The organism is Microbacterium gawkjiense (assembly GCF_031932225.1).
GTDB classification, from domain to species: Bacteria; Actinomycetota; Actinomycetes; order Actinomycetales; family Microbacteriaceae; genus Microbacterium; species Microbacterium gawkjiense.
In genome coordinates this window covers 999702-1018746 of the sequence record NZ_JAUZVV010000002.1, presented here as the reverse complement: position 1 = coordinate 1018746, position 19045 = coordinate 999702, and the positions used below count along the sequence as shown (strand labels likewise).

Annotated in this window: 19 protein-coding genes; 13 read left to right on the top strand and 6 right to left on the bottom strand. The window is 71.9% G+C overall.

Annotated features, from left to right (window positions below):
* Positions 1-6: 6 nt before the first annotated feature.
* A complete protein-coding gene (locus tag Q9S71_RS13145; RefSeq protein ID WP_311862786.1) occupies positions 7-1074 on the top strand; it encodes a hypothetical protein in 1068 nt (355 codons plus the stop codon).
* 19 nt (positions 1075-1093) lie between these two features.
* Here the strand turns inward: Q9S71_RS13145 and Q9S71_RS13140 are convergent, their stop codons facing one another.
* The 3 genes from Q9S71_RS13140 to Q9S71_RS13130 are packed head-to-tail and all read right to left on the bottom strand — an operon-like array spanning position 1094 to position 4249.
* The gene (locus tag Q9S71_RS13140; protein ID WP_311862785.1) at positions 1094-2113 is read right to left on the bottom strand and encodes a 1-aminocyclopropane-1-carboxylate deaminase; all 1020 of its coding nucleotides are present in this window, start codon (positions 2111-2113) and stop codon (positions 1094-1096) included.
* Positions 2110-2769 carry a GntR family transcriptional regulator gene (locus Q9S71_RS13135; protein ID WP_311862783.1) on the bottom strand — a complete coding sequence of 220 codons (660 nt, stop codon included), beginning with the start codon at positions 2767-2769 and terminating at the stop codon, positions 2110-2112. Before Q9S71_RS13135 ends, Q9S71_RS13140 begins: the two co-directional genes overlap by 4 nt.
* 46 nt (positions 2770-2815) lie before the next feature.
* Positions 2816-4249, bottom strand: a complete 1434-nt coding sequence (locus Q9S71_RS13130; RefSeq protein WP_311862782.1) for an RNB domain-containing ribonuclease — start codon at positions 4247-4249, stop codon at positions 2816-2818.
* Positions 4250-4333: 84 nt separating this feature from the next.
* On the opposite strand from Q9S71_RS13130, the gene Q9S71_RS13125 reads away from it, so the two are divergent.
* Together Q9S71_RS13125 and Q9S71_RS13120 are read left to right on the top strand one after the other, a co-directional pair.
* On the top strand, positions 4334-5161 hold the full coding sequence (locus Q9S71_RS13125) for a cation-transporting ATPase (protein ID WP_311862780.1): 828 nt from the start codon (positions 4334-4336) through the stop codon (positions 5159-5161).
* Positions 5162-5200: 39 nt separating this feature from the next.
* The gene (locus Q9S71_RS13120) at positions 5201-6214 is read left to right on the top strand and encodes a hypothetical protein (protein ID WP_311862779.1); all 1014 of its coding nucleotides are present in this window, start codon (positions 5201-5203) and stop codon (positions 6212-6214) included.
* Here Q9S71_RS13120 and pcp read toward each other — a convergent pair.
* Complete coding sequence (gene pcp / locus Q9S71_RS13115) at positions 6207-6842, bottom strand: pyroglutamyl-peptidase I (protein ID WP_311862778.1); 636 nt, start codon at positions 6840-6842, stop codon at positions 6207-6209. The two genes, Q9S71_RS13120 and pcp, sit on opposite strands and share 8 nt — an antisense overlap.
* A 62-nt stretch (positions 6843-6904) precedes the next feature.
* Between pcp and Q9S71_RS13110 the strand changes: the two genes are divergently transcribed.
* Together Q9S71_RS13110 and Q9S71_RS13105 are read left to right on the top strand one after the other, a co-directional pair.
* A complete protein-coding gene (locus tag Q9S71_RS13110; RefSeq protein ID WP_311862777.1) occupies positions 6905-8698 on the top strand; it encodes a proline--tRNA ligase in 1794 nt (597 codons plus the stop codon).
* Positions 8699-8759: 61 nt separating this feature from the next.
* A complete protein-coding gene (locus tag Q9S71_RS13105; RefSeq protein ID WP_064001508.1) occupies positions 8760-9839 on the top strand; it encodes an LOG family protein in 1080 nt (359 codons plus the stop codon).
* Here the strand turns inward: Q9S71_RS13105 and Q9S71_RS13100 are convergent, their stop codons facing one another.
* Positions 9840-10640, bottom strand: coding sequence for a DUF1206 domain-containing protein (locus tag Q9S71_RS13100; RefSeq protein WP_311862774.1), 801 nt, complete (start codon positions 10638-10640; stop codon positions 9840-9842).
* A gap of 120 nt (positions 10641-10760) precedes the next feature.
* Here Q9S71_RS13100 and nusA point away from each other — a divergent pair, with 120 nt between their 5' ends.
* From nusA to rbfA, 4 genes are all read left to right on the top strand, one after another.
* Positions 10761-11750, top strand: a complete 990-nt coding sequence (gene nusA / locus Q9S71_RS13095) for a transcription termination factor NusA (protein ID WP_064001510.1) — start codon at positions 10761-10763, stop codon at positions 11748-11750.
* A 9-nt stretch (positions 11751-11759) separates the two neighbouring features.
* Positions 11760-12026 carry a YlxR family protein gene (locus Q9S71_RS13090; RefSeq protein ID WP_217531200.1) on the top strand — a complete coding sequence of 89 codons (267 nt, stop codon included), beginning with the start codon at positions 11760-11762 and terminating at the stop codon, positions 12024-12026.
* A gap of 92 nt (positions 12027-12118) precedes the next feature.
* Positions 12119-14833: a translation initiation factor IF-2 gene (infB, locus tag Q9S71_RS13085; RefSeq protein ID WP_311862772.1), complete on the top strand. Its 2715-nt coding sequence runs from the start codon at positions 12119-12121 to the stop codon at positions 14831-14833.
* Between the two features lie 138 nt (positions 14834-14971).
* Positions 14972-15406, top strand: a complete 435-nt coding sequence (gene rbfA / locus Q9S71_RS13080; protein ID WP_253036074.1) for a 30S ribosome-binding factor RbfA — start codon at positions 14972-14974, stop codon at positions 15404-15406.
* Between the two features lie 9 nt (positions 15407-15415).
* Here the strand turns inward: rbfA and Q9S71_RS13075 are convergent, their stop codons facing one another.
* Positions 15416-16282, bottom strand: coding sequence for an HhH-GPD family protein (locus Q9S71_RS13075; RefSeq protein WP_311862770.1), 867 nt, complete (start codon positions 16280-16282; stop codon positions 15416-15418).
* 23 nt (positions 16283-16305) lie between these two features.
* On the opposite strand from Q9S71_RS13075, the gene truB reads away from it, so the two are divergent.
* Genes truB through Q9S71_RS13055 form a run of 4 tightly spaced genes read left to right on the top strand, consistent with a single transcriptional unit; the run spans position 16306 to position 19029 of the window.
* Complete coding sequence (gene truB / locus Q9S71_RS13070) at positions 16306-17199, top strand: tRNA pseudouridine(55) synthase TruB (protein WP_311862768.1); 894 nt, start codon at positions 16306-16308, stop codon at positions 17197-17199.
* Positions 17196-17564 carry a hypothetical protein gene (locus tag Q9S71_RS13065; protein WP_064001515.1) on the top strand — a complete coding sequence of 123 codons (369 nt, stop codon included), beginning with the start codon at positions 17196-17198 and terminating at the stop codon, positions 17562-17564. The genes truB and Q9S71_RS13065 overlap by 4 nt, the downstream gene beginning before the upstream one ends.
* Positions 17565-17608: 44 nt before the next feature.
* Positions 17609-18067, top strand: a complete 459-nt coding sequence (locus Q9S71_RS13060) for a hypothetical protein (protein WP_064001516.1) — start codon at positions 17609-17611, stop codon at positions 18065-18067.
* Positions 18064-19029, top strand: a complete 966-nt coding sequence (locus tag Q9S71_RS13055; RefSeq protein ID WP_311862766.1) for a bifunctional riboflavin kinase/FAD synthetase — start codon at positions 18064-18066, stop codon at positions 19027-19029. The genes Q9S71_RS13060 and Q9S71_RS13055 overlap by 4 nt, the downstream gene beginning before the upstream one ends.
* The last annotated feature ends 16 nt before the right edge of the window (positions 19030-19045 follow it).

The window sequence follows — 19045 nt, the reverse complement described above, 5'->3', positions numbered from 1 at the left end:
CAGCGCATGCGCACTCGTGTCGGTCTGTCCCTCGCCGTCCTGACCACGGTCCTCCTCGCCGGATGCACCGTCGCCGGCGAAGCCGCCCCGCAGCCGTCGCCGGCCGCGCCGGAGTCCTCACCCGCTCCGTCGATGCCGGCGTCGCCCACGCCGACGGCGGAGTCACGCGTCGAGCCGGTTCGGCTCTTCGACGGCGAGTGCGACAGGATGCTCGCGCCCGCGACGCTGGACGCCTTCCTCGGCGACGGATGGCAGGACTACGACCAGTGGCTCACCACGCAGTACGCCGGTTCTCCGGATCGCGTCGACCCGGCCCCGGAAGGCACGCTCGGAGGTATGGAGTGCCGCTGGAAGGCGCCGGAGGATTCGGCCTCGGGATTGTTCGACCTCCGTGTCCTCGCCCTGCCCGCGGACGCCGTGCCGGCGGACTTCGCGGAGAAGTTCGCGACGGCCGCCTGCGACTGGCAGTACGACGCGCTCATCTGCCGACTCCTCCGGGTGGAGGACGGCGTCGCAATCCTCGCGGCGACGCTCGCCTCCGAGAGCGAAGCGGACACGCACGACGACGCGCTGTCGCAGGCGATCGACGCCGTCGCGGCCTCGGCCCGGAGGGGCGTTGCGGCCGCGGCGCCGGTCACGCGCTCGGATCGGTGGTGGGACGGCCCGGCGTGCGAAGCGATCGGTGAGAGGATCGCGGACCTCACGGAGGGCACCTTCGTCGCAGGGTACTGGGAGGGCGTCGAGAGCCCGGAGGCCGGCTTCTTCCGGACCGCGGGCGTGTCGCAGGAGTGCCCCTGGTTCAGTGAGAGCGAGACGCTGCCCGCCGGGGAGCCGCATCGGATCTTCTCGGTGACGACGTACCCCGGGGGGCACTGGATGTGGGCAGACCTGGTGGAGGGTGCGAGCCCCGTCGACGTGAGTGGCGCGGTCGACGCGGCCACATTCTCCGAGCGCGAGGATGAAGCGGGCTCGATCTACGTGACCGACGGCGTGAACGTCCTGCACGTCAACGGGGCGGATCTCGGCTTCAACGTCGACGTCGCCGAGCGTGTGCTCGACGTCGCAAATTCCTGAGCGCGCCGACCGCGCGTCGTCAGCTCCAGAGGGAGTGGTAGGCGTTGATCGCCGGCTGCCCGCCCAGGTGCGCATAGAGGACGGTCGAGTCCTTCGGGATGTCGCCGCTCTTCACGAGGTCGATGAGACCGGCGAGCGACTTGCCCTCGTAGACGGGGTCGGTGATCATCGCCTCGAGCTGCGCGCCGAGCGCCATCGCCTCCATCGTGGAGTCCACCGGGATGCCGTAAAGGTCGCCCGCCCACCCCTCGAGCACCTGGATCTCTTCGTCGCGCAGGTCGCGGCCGAGCTCGATGAGCTCCGCCGTGTTGCGCGCGATGCGGGCCACCTGATCGCGCGTCTTCTGCAGGGTGGCGGAGGCGTCGATGCCGAGGACCCGACGCCTCACTCCGGTCAGCTCCTCAAGAGCGGCGAAACCAGCGATCATGCCCGCGTGGGTGGATCCCGTCACGGTGCAGACGATGATCGTGTCGAAGAACACGCCCAGCTGCTTCTCCTGCTCGGCCACCTCGAACGCCCAGTTCGCGAAGCCCAGGCCGCCGAGGCGGTGCTCGGAGGCTCCGGCGGGGATGGGGTAGGGGGTGCCACCGGCATCCTCCACCTCCTGCAGCGCCTGCATCCAGGAGTCACGGATGCCGATGTCGAACCCGGCGTCGTCGAGGCGGGAGTCCGCGCCCATCATGCGCGAGAGCAGGATGTTGCCGACCTTGTCGTTGACGGGCTCGTCCCACGGGACCCACTTCTCCTGGACGAGCCGAGCCTTCAGACCCAGGTGCGCGGCGACCGCGGCCACCTGACGCGTGTGGTTGGACTGGTACCCGCCGATCGAGACGATCGTGTCGGCGCCGCTGGCGAGGACGTCGGGGACGATGTACTCGAGCTTGCGGGTCTTGTTGCCGCCGAACGCGAGTCCGCTCGAGACGTCTTCGCGCTTGGCCCAGATCTCGGCTCCGCCGAGGTGCTGGGTGAGGCGCTTCAGGTGCTGCAGGGGGCTCGGACCGAAGGTCAGCGGGTGGCGCGGGAACTGGTCGAGGATCACGGGGTCTCCTGGGTGGTGTCGGTGAGCAGGTCGAGCCAGAGGCCTTCGGCCACGGCTGCCGCGGCCTGCGCGTCGCGCGCTGCGCAGTGGCGGATGAGCTCGGCATGGCGGGCGGCGGAGGCGGTCGCGTCGTTCGAGGCGAAGCGCAGGCGCTCGGCGCGTTCGAGGACCGGTCCGTAGAGGGCGAGGACGGTGCGCACGGCCTCGTTGTCGGCGCGGTCGACGGCGACGGCATGGAACGCGTGGTCGGCAGCGAGCGCGGCGGACGTGTCTCCCGCGTCGTGTGCGGCGAGGAATGCGTCGTTCGCCTGACGCATCCGGTCGATGTCGTCGTCGGTGAACCGGGGTGTCGCCTCGACGACCGCGACCCGGTGCATCGCGGCGACGACCGCCGCGGCATCCCGGACCTTGTCGTCGTCGACGGGAGCGACGACGGTCGACCGGCCCGGGAGGGCGAGGACGAGGCCGGAGCGGGCGAGGTCGAGGAGCGCTTCACGGACGGGGGTGCGGGATACCCCGAGCCACGTGGCGAGCTCGACGTCGCGCAGCTGCTCGCCGGGGGCGAGGGTCCCGTCGACGATCGCGTCGCGCAGTCTCGTGCGGACTTCGTCGCGCAGCAGTCCGCGCGGGGGAAGGGAGGTCGAGGGCACCGGCATGCAATATATTGCACACGTGATGGCAGCCGGACGCAAATCGACGCGCTCAGGCGGGCGCGAACTCGACCGTTCCGGAGGTGACGTCGGTGGCGACGAGGCGCAGCCGGATCGTCGCGCCGGGCTCGGCGTCGACGCCCCCGACCGTCGTCTCGAGGGGCGGGACCGTCAGGGCGACCCGCCCGCCGTTCTCGCGGCGGCGGAGCACGACGGCGTCGAAGACCTCGCCCACCCGACCGCGGAGGACCGCCGCGGCGACGTGCTCGATCGCGGCGGCATCTACCTGCGACGCGACGCGCGCGGAGCGTTCCATCGCCTCGGGCAACTCCGTCAGCGACCCGCGGACCTCGGCCGGCACCTCCTCGCCGTTCGCGAGCGCGTGGCACACGAGCAGCGACCAGCGATCGACGAGGCGCCGCAGCGGCGCGGTCGTGTGCGCGTAGGGCGCGGCGATGGCCGCCTGCGTCACGAGGTCCGGTACCTCGCCGTCGAGGACGGTGTACCCCGCTCCGCGGAAGAGGCCCGCGGCCTGCTCGCGGATCGCGCGGCCGACCGGGGTCCGCGGCAGATCGCGGAGGTAGTCGCCGTAGGGGACGTCCGGGTGCCACGGCACGCCGAGCCCGGCGGTCTGCGCGCGGAACGCCGCGACGTCCTCCTCGGATGCCGGGGGCATCGTCCGGAGTATGCCCACCTTGCCGGCGAGCATGATCTCCGCGGCGGCCATCCCGGTCAACAGCGACACCTGGGCGTTCGCGTCCTCGAGCGGCACGCCCTCGTCGGCCTGCAGGTCGTACCCCTCCGGCGTCGCCACGACCCGGATCTCGGGCAGGTTCAGGCTGGCGCCGCCGCGCTCGCTCTCGCGCCGGGCGCGCTCGTCGCCGAACCACACGAGGTGCTGGATAGTCTCGGGGGCGTCGCCGCGCCCCAGCGCCGCCTGCGCGTCGACGTACGACCACTGCGCGCGGGACCGGATGACTCCGCGTGCGAGCGTGACGGCGGCTGGGCGGGCATCGGCATCCAGCTCGAAACGCCAGACGAAGGCGTGCCGGTCGCGATCCGGTAGCAACGAGGCCGCGTCCTCGCTGAGGACGGCCGGGTGCAACGGGATGCGGCCGTCGGGCGCGTAGACGGTCTGGCCGCGTCGCCGGGCCTCCGCGTCGACGGCGCCGCCCATCGGCACGAACGCGGGCACGTCGGCGATCGCGTAGTGCAGGATGCCGCCGCCGTCCGCGGTCCGCTCGAGGTGCACGGCCTGGTCGAGGTCGGTCGAGCCCTCGGGGTCGATCGTGAGGAACGGGATGCCGCGCAGGTCGGCGAGCTCCGCGGACGCCGAGACCGGGACCTCGCGTGCCGCCCGCTCCGCCGCGGCCTGGACCTCGGCCGGGAAGGCGCCCGGAAGGTCGAACTGCTCGCGCAGTGCGCCGAGTGCGGCGCTCAGCTCCGACTGGACGGGGGAGACGAGGCGGGCGCGGCGGGAGGGCACGCGGTCAGTGTAGGCCGGGCTGCCTCAGCGGGTTGCTCGGTTGCGTCCAGCGCGTCCATAACGGCACCGCATACCGTGAGCGGCATGAGCAAGCTCTCGCGACTGATCGGCCTGGCCGCCAAAGCCCTCGACTCGTCCTCGTCGTCATCCACCTCGTCGTCCCGGCAGGGTTCGTCAGCGGGGGACTGGCGCGGCATGGTCCGCTCCGCCGCGGACGCGCTCACGGGCGACGGGCGCGGCGCTCCGCCGTCGCCCGCGCACAATCCCGACGTGCGTTCGGCGGGCGCCCCGGTGGGTCTGACGCCGCCGGCGGCCGGAGCCCCGGCATCCGCTTCGCACAGTCCTCTGTCGGCGGCCGATCGCCAGGCGGTCGCGCGGTACGACTACCTCCTGCAGACGGCTGATCCTCATCAGGTCGAGCAGATCCACCGCGAGGCGTTCGCCCGTCTCACTCCGGAGCAGCGCGCGCACGTGCAGGCGCGGATGGCCGCGGAGCTGCCCGCCCACGAGCGCCCGCGATCGGCGTCACCGGATGACCTCGCCCGCGCGGCGGCACGGGGCGAGGCGACGCGCCCGGGCCTGCTCAAGGGTCTCCTGGCGCGGGCCGGGACGGGCGGTGGCGCGGCCCGCGTCGCCGGTGGTGCGGCGATCGGTGCCGGTGTCGGCATCCTCGGCGCGGTCGCCGCAGGCGCCGTCGTCACCTCGGTGGCGGGGCCCCTGCTCGCCCAGGCTGTCGGCATGGGTGTCGACTTCGATGCGCTCGCCGCAGGCGTCGACCTCGACGGCATGGCGGGAGAGGCGCTCTCCGGTGCGGGTGAGCAGGTCTCCGGCTTCGGGGAGCAGGTCTCGGGCTTCGGCGAGAACCTCGGCGGCTTCGGGCTGCCCGGACTCGACGACATCTTCGGCCGCTGAATCCTCGCGCGCGTGGGCGCGCTCTCGTAGTGTCGCCTCATGAGCACTCGGGGGAGCGGTACACGTCGTCGGATCATCGGGACGAGCCTGGCGGCTGCGGCCTCCGTCCTGCTGCTGGCCGGATGCGCGGGCGCCGTCGAGGCATCCCCGTCCCCCTCTCCGTCGTCACCGTCCGCATCGTCGCCCGGACCGTCCTCCTCACCGGAGGAGACGGATGCCGAAGCGCAGGGTATTTCGGCGACGTGCGACGACCTGCTCGCCGATCCCTCGCTGAGCGATGCGACCGGCTCGGCGTCGTCGGCGGAACCCGACGGCCTGTGGTCGACGGCGGCGGAGGTGGCCGGCGGGCTCGTCTGCGGGTTCGACTCCGCCCAGCTGTCGGGCACGATCGTCGCGCTGCCCGCCGACCGGGCAGGGTCGCTGGCCGCCGCGGCGGACGCCGAATGCGCCCCGTCCTACGATGCCGTCGAATGCATCGGGACGGGTGCCGCGGACGGGATGACCGTCGCCGTGTCGTTCCTCACCGTGGAGCAGACGCAGGCGCAGACCGATCTCGTGACGCGACTGCGCGACGCCGCGCTCGACGCGGTGCGCGCCGCCGACCGGGCGCCGCTCGCCGAGCCGGCGGCGCTGCCCCCGTCGTGCACCGAGCTCGGCGACGCCATCGACCCGTCCGCCGTGCTGCGCGCCGAGGAGGTGTTCCCGGAACCGATCATGGAGGGCGACGTCCCGTTCGACCGGCGGACCGTCGAGGCGGCGGAGCTCGTGCGGGCCTGCGACTGGTCCGAGTTGACCGACTCCCGAGAGCTGCAGGTCGTCATCGTCCCGGGTGGAGCGGAGAAGTGGGGCGAGGTGAGCGACCGGCTCGGCGGCACGGCTGCGTCCGTCGACGGCGCCGACGCCACCGAGGTCCAGGAGGACAACCGCGTCCGGCTCCTCGTCCGCGGAAGTGTCGACCTGATCCTGGTCGAAGGCCGGTTCGGGGATCCCGAGCGAGCCGTCAGCCCGGAGGATCTCCGGACGGTGGCGCAGGAGCTCCTCGCCCTCAGCTGATCTCGCCGCCGACCCCGCCGGCGTCGTCACCGGCGTCGAGCGACACCCGGACCGCGACCTCGAGCGCGTCGACGAGGCGGTCGAAGGGCAGCGACGGCACGTCGCCGGGCCCGGTGCCGTCCGCCCACGGGAGGTGGACGAATCCCGCGCGCACCGGGGCACCGTCCGTGGCGTGCAGGGCGGCGTACATCACCGCGTTGCAGACGAACGTGCCGGCCGTGTGCGAGACGGTGGACGGGATGCCGCGGTCCGCGAGCGCCGCACCGATCGCCTTGACGGGGAGCGTCGCGAAGTACGCCGCGGGTCCGCCGTCGACGACGGGGGCGTCCTGGGGGCGGTGGCCCGCGTTGTCGGGGATGCGGGCGTCGGCCAGGTTCACGGCCACGCGTTCGGGGGTCACGGCCGCACGACCGCCGGCTAGACCCGTGGCCACCACGACGTCGGGTCGATGCGCCTCGAGGAGTGCGGCCAGGCGTGCCGTCGCACCGTCGAAGGCGACGGGCAGCACCTCGGTGACGAGGCGCTCGGGTCCGCGCCATCGCGCGGCGAGTGCGCGGACGGCATCCCCCGACGGGTTCACCGCGTCGCCGGCGAACGGTTCGAATCCGGTCAGGAGGACGGTGCGCATCCCTTCAGGCTAAGCGCCTCGCCGCCACGGCGTCCCGGCCCGCGCACCTAGACTTGACCCTCGTGGTCACCCGTCTCTCGACATACTTCCTCCGCACGCTCCGCGAAGACCCGGCCGACGCCGAGGTCACCAGTCACCGCCTGCTGGTGCGCGCCGGCTACATCCGCCGCGCCGCCCCGGGCGTCTTCACCTGGCTGCCGCTCGGCCTGCGGGTGAAGGCGAAGCTCGAGCAGATCATCCGCGAGGAGATGGCGAACGCGGGGGCCTTCGAGGTCCACTTCCCCGCGCTGCTGCCGCGCGAGCCGTACGAGCAGTCCGGACGCTGGACCTCCTACGGCGACGGGATCTTCCGCCTGCAGGACCGCAAGGGCGCCGACTACCTGCTCGCCCCCACGCACGAGGAGATGTTCACGCTCCTCGTGAAGGACCTGTACTCCTCGTACAAGGACCTGCCGCTGACGATCTTCCAGATCCAGGACAAGTACCGGGATGAGGCGCGTCCCCGCGCGGGCCTGCTGCGCGGCCGTGAGTTCACGATGAAGGACGCCTACTCGTTCGACTACACCGACGAGGGGCAGGACGTCTCGTACCAGTCGCAGCGCGACGCGTACGAGCGGATCTTCACGCGCCTCGGCCTGGAGTACGTCATCGTCGCCGCCGACAACGGCTTGATGGGCGGTGCGCGCAGTGAGGAGTTCCTGCACCCGATCGCCGTCGGCGAGGACACCTTCGTCCGGTCCGCGGGCGGCTACGCGGCCAACGTCGAGGCCTTCACGACGGTCGTGCCCGACGCCCTGCCGCTGCCCGACGGCGCCCCGGTCGTCTTCGACTCGCCGAACACCCCGACGATCGACACGCTCGTCGCGCACGTCAACGCCCACCTCGACGCCCCGGCGCCCGGCATCGCCGGTCCCGCGACGGACGGCGCCGACACCTGGACGGCGGCCCACACGCTGAAGAACGTCGTCCTCGCCCTCACGCACCTCGACGGCACGCGCGAACTCGTGATCGTCGGCCTGCCCGGCGACCGCGACGTGGACGACAAGCGGGCGGAGGTCGCGTTCGCACCCGCCGCCGTCGAAGCGGCGACCGAGGCCGACTTCGCGAAGCACCCCGGCCTCGTGAAGGGGTACATCGGACCCTGGTCGCCGAGCGGTCCGGTCCTCGGCGAGGAGTCGACCACCGGCATCCGCTACCTCGTCGACCCCCGCGTCGTCGAGGGCACCGCGTGGGTCACCGGCGCGAACGAGCACGAGAAGCACGCCCACTCCGTCGTCGCGGGCCGCGACTTCACGCCCGACGGCGTCATCGACATCTCGGACGTCCGGGCCGGCGACCCCGCCCCCGACGGTTCGGGGCCGGTCGAGCTCGCGCGCGGCATGGAGATCGGGCACGTCTTCCAGCTGGGACGCTTCTTCGCCGAGACGCTGGGGCTCAAGGTCCTCGACGAGAACGGCAAGCTCGTGACGGTGACGATGGGCTCGTACGGCATCGGGGTGACCCGCATCCTCGCGATCCTCGCGGAGCTCAACAACGACGACCGCGGCCTCATCTGGCCCGAGTCGATCGCGCCGTTCGACGTGCACGTCGTCGCGACCGGTCGCGACGCGGTGGCGTTCGAGCTCGCCGAGAAGCTCGCCGCCGACCTCGAGGCCGCGGGCCGCGACGTGCTGCTCGACGACCGGCCGAAGGTCTCGCCGGGCGTGAAGTTCGGCGACGCCGAGCTGGTCGGCGTGCCGTGGATCCTCATCGTCGGACGCGGCGCCGCCGACGGCCAGGTCGAGCTGTGGGATCGCCGCTCGGGCGAGCGGTCGACCCTGGCCGCCGCCGACGCGATCGCGGCGCTCACCGCCTGAGCTGCGGCATCCGTTCTCATCCGTTCACCCGACGGATGCCGGATCGTGACAGCCTGGGGAGATGTCGCCGAGTCCCACCTCTTCCCTCGACGGTGACGTCACCGACGCCGTCCGTGCCCTCCTGACCGACGCCGGGGTGACCGACGACGCCGATCTCGTGGCCCGCATCCTCGTGACGGGACTCGGGATGGGGGTCGACGACACCGACCGGCTCGACCTGAAGATCGCGTCGGCGGCGCTGTCGGAGATGCGCTCCGCGTTCGGGTTGTTCGCGCCCTACCGCGGGACGCCGAAGGTGACGATCTTCGGCTCGGCGCGCACCCGGGCGAATGACCCCCTGTATCGCGCGGCCGCCGAGATCGCCGGCGCGCTCGCGCAGCGCGGCTGGATGGTCGTGACCGGCGCCGGTCCCGGCATCATGCAGGCCGCGGCGGAGGGCGCGGGTCCCGAGCACTCGCTCGGCGTGTCGATCCGGCTGCCGTTCGAGGAGAAGCCGAACGCCGTGATCGCCGAGGCGGACCGCGTCGTCGCGATGAAGTACTTCTTCACGCGCAAGCTCATGCTCGTCAAGGAGTCGCGCGGGTTCGTCTGCGTCCCGGGAGGTTTCGGCACCCTCGACGAGCTGTTCGAACTGCTCACCCTGCAGCAGACCGGCAAGGCCGAGCCGACGCCGATCGTGCTGCTCGACGCCCCTGGGGGGACGTTCTGGCAGGGCCTCGAGCGGTTCGCGTCCGACCATCTCATCCCGTCGGGGGTGATCTCGCCCGACGACCTCGACCGTGTCCTCGTGACCGATTCGGTCGCGGCGGCGGAGGCCGAGATCACCGGGTTCTGGCGCAACTACGACTCGCTGCGGTGGATCGGTTCCCGCCTCGTGCTGCGGTTGTGCGCGGAGCCGACGGATGCCGAGGTCGCAGACCTCAGCGACCGTTTCTCGCACCTGCTCACCGGGGGCCGCATCCAGCGCACCGCACCCCTACGCCGCGAGCGTCAGGACGACGATCGGCTGGAGATGCCCCGCCTGCTCCTGGACTTCGACCGGCACCGTATCGGCGAGCTGCACCACCTCATCCGCGCGATCAACGCGCTCCCCTCGGCGCCCCCGGCGACGCCGCCGACCGAGCCCCACGCCGTCGGCTGATCAGAGCTTCGCGTAACGGGCGCGGAGGAAGCTGAAGACCGCGTAGACGACGAGGCCGAGCCCCACGAGGAAGACGAGGACGGGACCGATCATCTGCGAGAGGAGGGCCTCGATGGCGGCGTCGAAGCCGCCGGCGGCCGCGGAGTCCTGCTTCACCGCCGCGACGATGAGGAGGATGCCGACGATGAGCACCGACACCCCCTTGCCGATGTAGCCGAGGATCCCCGACACGGTCACAGCGACGCCCAGCGCGCCGTCCGGGATGCGGACCTGCTTGTCGAAGGATCGGCGGACACCGATCGACGCGAAGACGAGCGCTCCGATCACGAGGCCGACGCCGGCCGCAGCGACGACGAAGACCCCGCCGGGGGTGTCCAGGAGACCGCGCGTGATCTGCTGTGCCGTGCGGTCGCCGTCGGGGCGCGCCCCCAGGGCGATGGTGACGGCGATGGCGCCGAGGGCGAGGTAGACGACAGACTGCCCGGCCGCCGAGCCGCGCCTGCCCCACGCCGCGGCATCCTTCCCCTTCACGAGGCAGGCGCGCAGGGCCTGGAACAGTCCGAGCGCGGTCAGGAGGAGGCCGAGGATCCAGACGAGCACGAGCCCGAGCGGCGCGTCCAACAGGGCCTTGAAGACCCCGGCCTGGTCCGATTCACCTCGGCCGCCGAACGAGATGACGATGACGACGACGCCGAAGACGAGGTGCACGACGCCGTTGGCGGCGTACCCGCCGCGGGCCAGGATGCGCGCGACGGGGGAGCGGCGCACGGTCTGTGCGACATCCTCCACGGCATCGGTCATCCGTCGATCTTCTCAGGTCGCCCGCGATCCGATCGGGTAACGTTGACGGGATGCCGCGACGCACCGGGATGCCGGGCGTGATCGCGGCGCCGTGTTGAGCAACTGAAAAGGGAGGCACCTGTGGACATCGACCTGGGGCTGCTGAGGACTGTCGAGCGCGAGCGGGAGATCCCGTTCGACGAACTGGTCCGGATCATCGAGCAGGCCATCCTGACCGCTTACGCGAAGCACACGTCCCCCGACGGTGAACTCCCCGAGGGCGCGCGCGCCCGGCTCGACCGCAAGACCGGTCACGTCGCCGTGTACATCCCGCTGCGCGACGAGGAGGGCGCCGTCATCGGCGAGGAGGAGTCCACGCCGGACGACTTCGGCCGGATCGCCGCCTTCGCCGCCAAGCAGGTCATCAGCCAGCGTCTGCGCGACATCGCCGACGACGCGGTGCTCGGCGAGTTCAAGGGCAAGGAGGGCGACATCGTCGCGGGCGTGGTCCAGCAGGGCCCGAACCCGCGCATGGTGCACGTCGACCTCGGCACGATCGAGGCGATCCTCCCTCCCGAGGAGCAGGTCCCCGGCGAGGACTACGCCCACGGCTCCCGCCTGCGCGTCTACGTGACCTCGGTCTCGAAGGGCCTCAAGGGGCCGCAGATCACCGTCTCGCGGACGCACCCCGGTCTCGTCCGCAAGCTCTTCGCCCTCGAGGTGCCCGAGATCGCGTCGGGTGTCGTCGAGATCGTCTCGCTCGCCCGCGAGGCCGGCCACCGCACCAAGATCGCCGTCAAGGCGAACGACCCCGCCGTCAACGCCAAGGGCGCCTGCATCGGCGAACTCGGCCGCCGCGTGCGCGCGGTCACCGAGGAGCTCGGCGGCGAGAAGATCGACATCGTCGACTACGACGAGACCCTGCCGAAGTTCGTCGCGAACGCCCTCTCGCCGGCGAAGGTCACCTCGAGCTTCGTGCTCGACCAGGCCACGAAGGCCGTGCGTGCCCTCGTCCCCGACTACCAGCTGTCGCTCGCGATCGGGAAGGAAGGCCAGAACGCCCGGCTCGCCGCGAAATTGACCGGCGCGAAGATCGACATCCAGCCCGACAGCATTCTCGACGAGTCCTGACGCGGTAGGATGGAACCTGTTCGAACGTGCGTGGGATGCCGCGCGCGTGCCCCCCGGTCCTCGTTGCTCCGCATCGTGGCCCGGGACGGTGCCCTCGTCATCGACGAGAAGGCCGTCCTGCCGGGTCGGGGCGCGTGGGTGCATGACACGGACACCTGCGTGACGACCGCTCTCAAGCGGCGCGCATTCGGACGCGCACTACGGGCATCCACTCCGCTGGACACAGCGGGACTGGATGCGCGGACCACCAGAGAATCCCTCCAGCGAAACGGCTGAACGGCTATGGACACAAAGTGAACGGCTCGAAATGAGACCCGTCCGCGAATGACGGTCCGCCCTGTCCGGGGCGGGCCCCAGACAGGAGAATTGTGGCAAAACCACGCGTGCACGAGATCGCTTCCGAGCTCGGCGTCGACAGTAAGGTCGCCCTCGCGAAGCTGAAGGAGCTCGGCGAATTCGTCAAGAGCCCCTCATCCACCATCGAGCCCCCCGTGGCTCGCAAGCTCCGCGCCGCCCTCGAGGCGGAAGGCGTGAAGGCACCCGCCGCCGCGCCCGCGAAGCCCGCGGCGAAGGCCCCGACATCCGGTGCGACCCCCGGTCCCCGCCCGTCGGCACCCAAGCCCGCCCCGGCCCCCGAGCCCGCCGCGCCTGCGGCCCCCGCTCAGCCGGCCGCTGAGAAGCCCGCACCGTCGGCCCCCGAGGGCGGTGCGCCCAAGCCGGGCGCCCCCGCACCCGCGAAGCCCGCGTCGCAGGCCCCGCGTCCCGGCGGCGCTCCGCGCCCCGGCAACAACCCCTTCGCCAGCTCGCAGGGTATGGGTCAGCGTCCCGCCGGCCCCCGCCCCGGCAACAACCCCTTCGCCTCGGCGCAGGGCATGGGCCAGCGTCCGACGCCCGGCAACATCCCGCGCCCGCAGGCGCCGCGTCCCGGTTCCCCGCGTCCGGGTGCCCCGCGTCCCGGCGGCGCCGGTCGTCCCGGTGGCGGCGGTCGTCCGGGTGCACCGTTCCAGCAGCGTCCGGGTGGTCCCGGTCGCCCCGGCGGCGGCGGCTTCGGCGCTCCGCGTCCGGGCGCCCCGGCCGGTGGTTTCGCCGGTCGTCCCGGTGGCGGCGGCGGTCGTGGTCGTGGACCCGGCGGCGGCACCGCCGGTGCCTTCGGTAAGGGCGGCGGCAAGTCGAAGCAGCGCAAGTCGCGTCGGGCGAAGCGGCAGGAATTCGAGATGCGGTCGGCGCCCGTCGTCGGCGGCGTCAACGTCCAGAAGGGCAACGGCGAGGTCATCCGCCTCCGCCGCGGCGCGTCCATCGCGGACTTCGCCGACAAGCTCGAGGCACTGCGCGGCTACACCGTCCAGCCCGGCACCCTGGTGACGATCCTCTTCAACCTCGGCGAGATGGCCACGGCCACCGAGTCGCTGGACGAGGCGACGTTCGAGATCCTCGGCGAGGAGCTCGGCTACAAGATCCAGATGGTCTCGCCCGAGGACGAGGACAAAGAGCTCCTCGAGGGCTTCGGTCTCGACCTCGAGGCCGAGCTGGAGGCGGAGAACGAGGACGACCTCGAGATCCGTCCTCCCGTGGTCACCGTCATGGGCCACGTCGACCACGGTAAGACCCGACTGCTCGACGCCATCCGCCAGACCAACGTGGTCGCAGGCGAGGCCGGCGGCATCACCCAGCACATCGGTGCGTACCAGGTCTGGACCGAGCACGAGGGCATCGAGCGCGCGATCACCTTCATCGACACCCCCGGTCACGAGGCGTTCACCGCCATGCGTGCCCGCGGTGCGCAGGTGACCGACCTCGCGATCCTCGTGGTCGCGGCCGACGACGGCATCATGCCGCAGACGGTCGAGGCGCTGAACCACGCCCAGGCGGCGAACGTGCCGATCGTGGTCGCGGTCAACAAGGTCGACAAGCCCGACGCCAACCCGGCGAAGGTCCGTCAGCAGCTCACCGAGTACGGTCTCGTGGCCGAGGAGTACGGCGGCGACGTCATGTTCGTCGACGTGTCGGCTCGTCAGGGCACGAACATCCAGGAACTGCTGGATGCCGTCCTCCTCACCGCCGACGCGGGCCTGGACCTCACGGCCAACCCGAACAAGGCGGCGCGCGGTGTCGCGATCGAAGCGAAGCTCGACAAGGGTCGCGGTTCGGTCGCCACGGTGCTGATCCAGTCCGGAACGCTCCGTGTCGGCGACGCGATCGTCGCGGGCACCGCGTACGGCCGCGTCCGCGCCATGATCGACGAGAACGGCGATGCGGTCGACGAGGCCTACCCGTCGCGTCCGGTCCAGGTGCAGGGTCTGAACTCCGTGCCCCGCGCCGGTGACGTCTTCATCGTGACCGAAGAGGACCGCATGGCCCGCCAGATCGCCGAGAAGCGTGAAGCGGTCGAGCGCAACGCTCAGCTGGCGAAGGCCCGCAAGCGCATCTCGCTCGAGGACTTCACCCGCGCTCTCGAAGAGGGCAAGGTCGAGTCGCTCAACCTCATCATCAAGGGTGACGTCTCCGGTGCCGTCGAGGCGCTCGAGGAGTCGCTGCTCAAGATCGAGGTCGACGACAGCGTCCAGCTGCGCATCATCCACCGCGGTGTCGGTGCGATCACCGAGTCGGACATCAACCTGGCGACGATCGACAACGCGATCGTCATCGGCTTCAACGTCCGTCCCGACACGAAGGCCCGCGAGCGCGCCGCCCGTGAAGGTGTGGACGTCCGGTTCTACTCGGTCATCTACAACGCGATCGACGACGTCGAGCAGTCCCTCAAGGGCATGCTCAAGCCGGAGTTCGAAGAAGTGCAGTCGGGTGTCGCCGAGATCCGCGAGGTGTTCCGCTCCTCGAAGTTCGGCAACATCGCCGGTGTCATCGTCCGCTCGGGCACGATCACGCGCAACGCCAAGGCGCGGGTCATCCGCGACGGCGTCGTGATCGCCGACGGCCTGGCCATCGAGTCGCTGCGCCGCTTCAAGGACGACGTCACCGAGGTGCGTACGGACTTCGAAGCCGGTATCGGCCTCGGCAAGTACAACGACATCCAGGTCGGCGACGAGATCGAGACGACCGAAATGGTGGAGAAGCCGCGCGGCTGATCCTCAGGTTGCTACGGACTCGGATGTCCGTCCTCGGCAAGAGCGGGGCCCCTACCCCGATTGCCTCGGACGGACATCCGAGTCCTCCGCAGTTTCCGGCCCGCCGTATCGCGGGCCGGGTAGAGAAGGAGAAGGACTATGGCCGGGGAACGGCAGGCACGGTTGGCGGACCGCATCCGCGTGCTCATCGCGGAGCGCCTCGAGAAGGGGCTGCGCGACCCGCGGCTCGGATTCGTCACGATCACCGACGTGCGCGTCACGGGCGACCTGCAGCACGCGTCGGTCTTCTACACGGTCTACGGCGACGACGAGGCCCGCGAGGGCACGGCTGCGGCGCTGAAGGCCGCGACGGGGATGCTGCGCAGCGAGGTCGGGCGACAGCTCGGCACGCGCCTCACGCCGTCGCTGGAGTTCATCCTCGACGGGCTGCCCGAGAACGCCGGCCACATCGAGGACCTGCTGCGCGAGGCGCGTGAGCGCGACGCGGCCGTGGCGGCCACCGCCGCCGGCGGCACCTACGCCGGCGAGGCGGACCCGTACGTCAAGCCGCGCGAGAGCGACGACGAGGACTGAGCGGTCCGGTCAGCGGGGCAGGTGCAGGGCACCGTCCGTGACCTCCACCAGCCCGTCGGCGATCAACGAGTCGACGGCCCGGTCGCGCTGAGCGGCATCGGGCCACTCCGAGGCCACCTCGTCCGCAGGGACGGGGTGGCCTTCGGCGTCCCGCAGCGCCTTCAGGATCGCTCCGCGGGCCTGGCGGTCGCTGCCCTCGTAGCGCGCCTGCTTGCGCCGGTCGTCGCCGGTGTCGGGGTATCCCGCCGCCCGCCAGGCGCAGACGGCCGCGAGCGGGCACGCCTCGCACCGCGGCGCACGCGCCGTGCAGACGATCGCGCCCAGCTCCATCGCGGCGGCGTTCACGACCGCGGCGTCCTCGTCGTCCGCGGGCAGGATCGCCGCCATCGCCGCGAGGTCCGACTTCGCGGGCGGTCCGGGCTGCGACCGGCCGTCGACGGCGCGCGCCAGGACGCGACGGGTATTGGTGTCGACGACCGGATGCCGGTCCCCGTACGCGAACACTGCCACCGCGCGGGCCGTGTAGTCGCCGATCCCGGTGAGGGCGAGCAGGGCGTCCACGTCGCGGGGGACGACCCCGTCGTGCCGGTCCCGGATCTGCGTCGCCGCGCGGTGCAGCCACAACGCCCGGCGGGGGTAGCCGAGGTTCGCCCACAGCCGCACCGCGTCGGCCGGGGGAGCGGCCGCGAGGTCGGCGGGGGTGGGCCAGCGCGCGAGCCACTCCTCGAGCCGCGGGACGACCCGCGACACGGGCGTCTGCTGCAGCATGAACTCGCTGACGAGCGTGCCCCACGCGCCGAAGCCGTCGCGCCGCCAGGGCAGGTCGCGGGCGTTCTCGCGGTACCACGCGATGAGCGGCGAGGCGAGGTCGGGCACCGCTCCAGCCTAGGCTGGAAGCCATGCAGCAGAGCCAGGGGAGCGGCGGGATGCTCCTCGTCGACAAGCCGGGCGGCGTGACGAGCCACGACATCGTGGCGCGGGCGCGCCGCGCCCTGAACACCCGCAAGATCGGCCACGCCGGCACCCTCGACCCGATGGCGACCGGGCTGCTCGTCCTGGGCGTCGGTCACGCCACGCGGCTGCTCACCTACGTCGTCGGACTCGACAAGACCTACGAGGCCACCATCCGCCTGGGTGTCACGACGGACTCCGACGACGCCGACGGTGTCGAGACCGCCAGAGCGGATGCCGGTGGTGTGACCGACGACGCGATCCACCGCGGCATCCGCGCCCTGTCCGGACCGATCTCGCAGGTGCCGAGCACCGTCTCGGCGATCAAGGTGGGCGGGCGCCGCGCGTACGACCTCGCGCGCGCCGGAGAGCAGGTCGAGCTGAAGGCGAGGGACGTCGTGATCAGCCGGTTCGAGGTGCGCGGCATCCGTCGGGGCGTCGACGTCGTCGACGTCGACGTGGTCGTCGACTGCTCGAGCGGCACGTACATCCGGGCCCTCGCCCGCGACCTCGGCGCGGACCTCGGCGTGGGCGGGCACCTCACAGCGCTCCGGCGCACGCGGATCGGTCCGTTCGACGTCGCCGACGCCGTCACCGAGCTGACCGAAGACATCCCGCTGCAGGATGCCGCGGGTGTCGCGGCATCCCTTCTCGGCACCTTCGAGGTCACCGCCGACGAGGCGCGCGACCTCCGTCACGGCAAGCGTCTGGTCGGGGCGGCGGACCGCCTGCCGACCGACACACCCGCCGCGATCGCGCCCGACGGTGCGCTCGTCGGGGTCGTCGGCCGTCGCGGCGACGACGTGAAGAGCCTCATGAACATGCCCGAGGAGCAGCCGTGATCGCGTGGTTCACCGTCGTCCAGATCGCCGTCGCGTGCGCGGCGGGTCTGCTGTGCACCGTGCTGGGTCTCGCCGGCCGTCGCCCGAGCGATCTCTCCGTGGGTACGCAGGCGCTCGTCCTGCTGCTGCTCATCGTGCAGGTCGTGATCGCGATCATCGCGCCGCTCGCCGGCAACCCGCCGACGGGGGACCTGCTGGAGTTCTGGGTTTACCTGGTCTCGGCGGTCCTCATCCCGCCGGCCGCGGTCGCCTGGGCGCTCATCGAACGCGGTCGCTGGAGCACGGTCGTCATGGGCGTGGCCGCGTTCGCGATCGCGATCATGATCTGGCGGATGAACGTCATCTGGACGGTGCAGGTCGCCTGACCCGGGCCGACCCGTCGCCGCGGCGGTCGTAGGATTGAGGGGCCATGCCTGAGACCGCGCCGACTTCGACCGCTCCGTCGGCCGCCTCCCCGCGTCGAATGACGGGTGTCGGCCGTGTGCTCGTGGTCGTCTACGCGATCATGGCCCTCGGCGCGACGGGTCGTTCGTTCGTGCAGATCGTCCGCGAGTTCGACGACGCACCGCTCGCGTACTCGCTGTCGGCCCTCGCCGCGCTCGTCTACATCCTCGCCACCCTCGCGCTCGTGTTCAGCGCGTCCGAGCGGTGGTACCGCGTCGCGTGGGCGGCGATCGTCTTCGAACTCGTGGGTGTGCTCGTCGTCGGGACGCTCTCGCTGACGCATCCCGAGCTCTTCGACCACCCCACGGTGTGGTCGGGGTACGGCATCGGATACGTCCTCGTCCCGCTCGTGCTGCCCTTCCTGGGGCTCTGGTGGCTCATCACCCACCGGCACGCCCGGTCCGCCGCGGAGGGCGCCGCGTGATCGTCTTCCGCGATCCCGCCGAGGTGCCCGCCGGCTTCGGCCCGAGTGTCGTCGCGATCGGCAAGTTCGACGGCGTGCACTCGGGGCACCGCGCCGTCATCGACCGCGCGCGCGTGGCCGCGATGGACGACGGCGCACGCGTGGTCGCGGTCACTTTCGACCGCAACCCGCTCGCCCTGCTGCGACCGGACCGCTGCCCCGAACCCCTCGTGAGCGTGGATCAGAAGATCGCCCTGCTCGCCGAGGCCGGTGTCGACGCGGTGCTCGTGCTGCGCTTCGACGAGGAACTCGCCGCGCTCGCGCCCGAGGAGTTCGCGCAGCGCATCCTCGTCGACGCCCTGCACGCGGTGTGCGTCATGGTGGGGGTCGACTTCCGCTTCGGACGCGGCGGAGCGGGCGATCCCGCCTTCCTCACGACGTTCGGCGAGACCCACGGGTTCACGGTCGACGTCGTGGGCGACGTCCAGGGCGGCGGACGCCGGGTCTCGTCGACCTGGGTGCGCGAGATGCTCGCCGCCGGCCAGGTCGAGGACGCCGCCCGCCTGCTGGGGCGCCCGCACGCCGTCCGCGCCGAGGTGGTGCACGGGCTCAAGCGCGGTCGCGAGCTCGGCTACCCGACCGCCAACCTGTCGACGGATGCCGAGGGTTTCATCCCCGCCGACGGCGTGTACGCCGGTTGGCTGATCGACGAGGGGACGGATGCCGGGCGCGTCCGCGCCGCGACACGGTACCCGGCGGCGATCTCGGTGGGCACGAACCCCACGTTCGACGACGTGCCGCAGCGTCAGGTCGAGGCGTACGTCCTCGACGAGACGGGTCTGGATCTGTACGGCCACACGGTGCAGGTGCAGTTCACCGCCCGCATCCGGGGCATGGTGCGCTTCGAGGGCATCGAGGCCCTCATCGAGCGGATGGATGCCGACGTCGCCGAGGTCCGGGCCGCGCTGCAGCCCGGCACCTGAGCGGCGTGACCTCGAG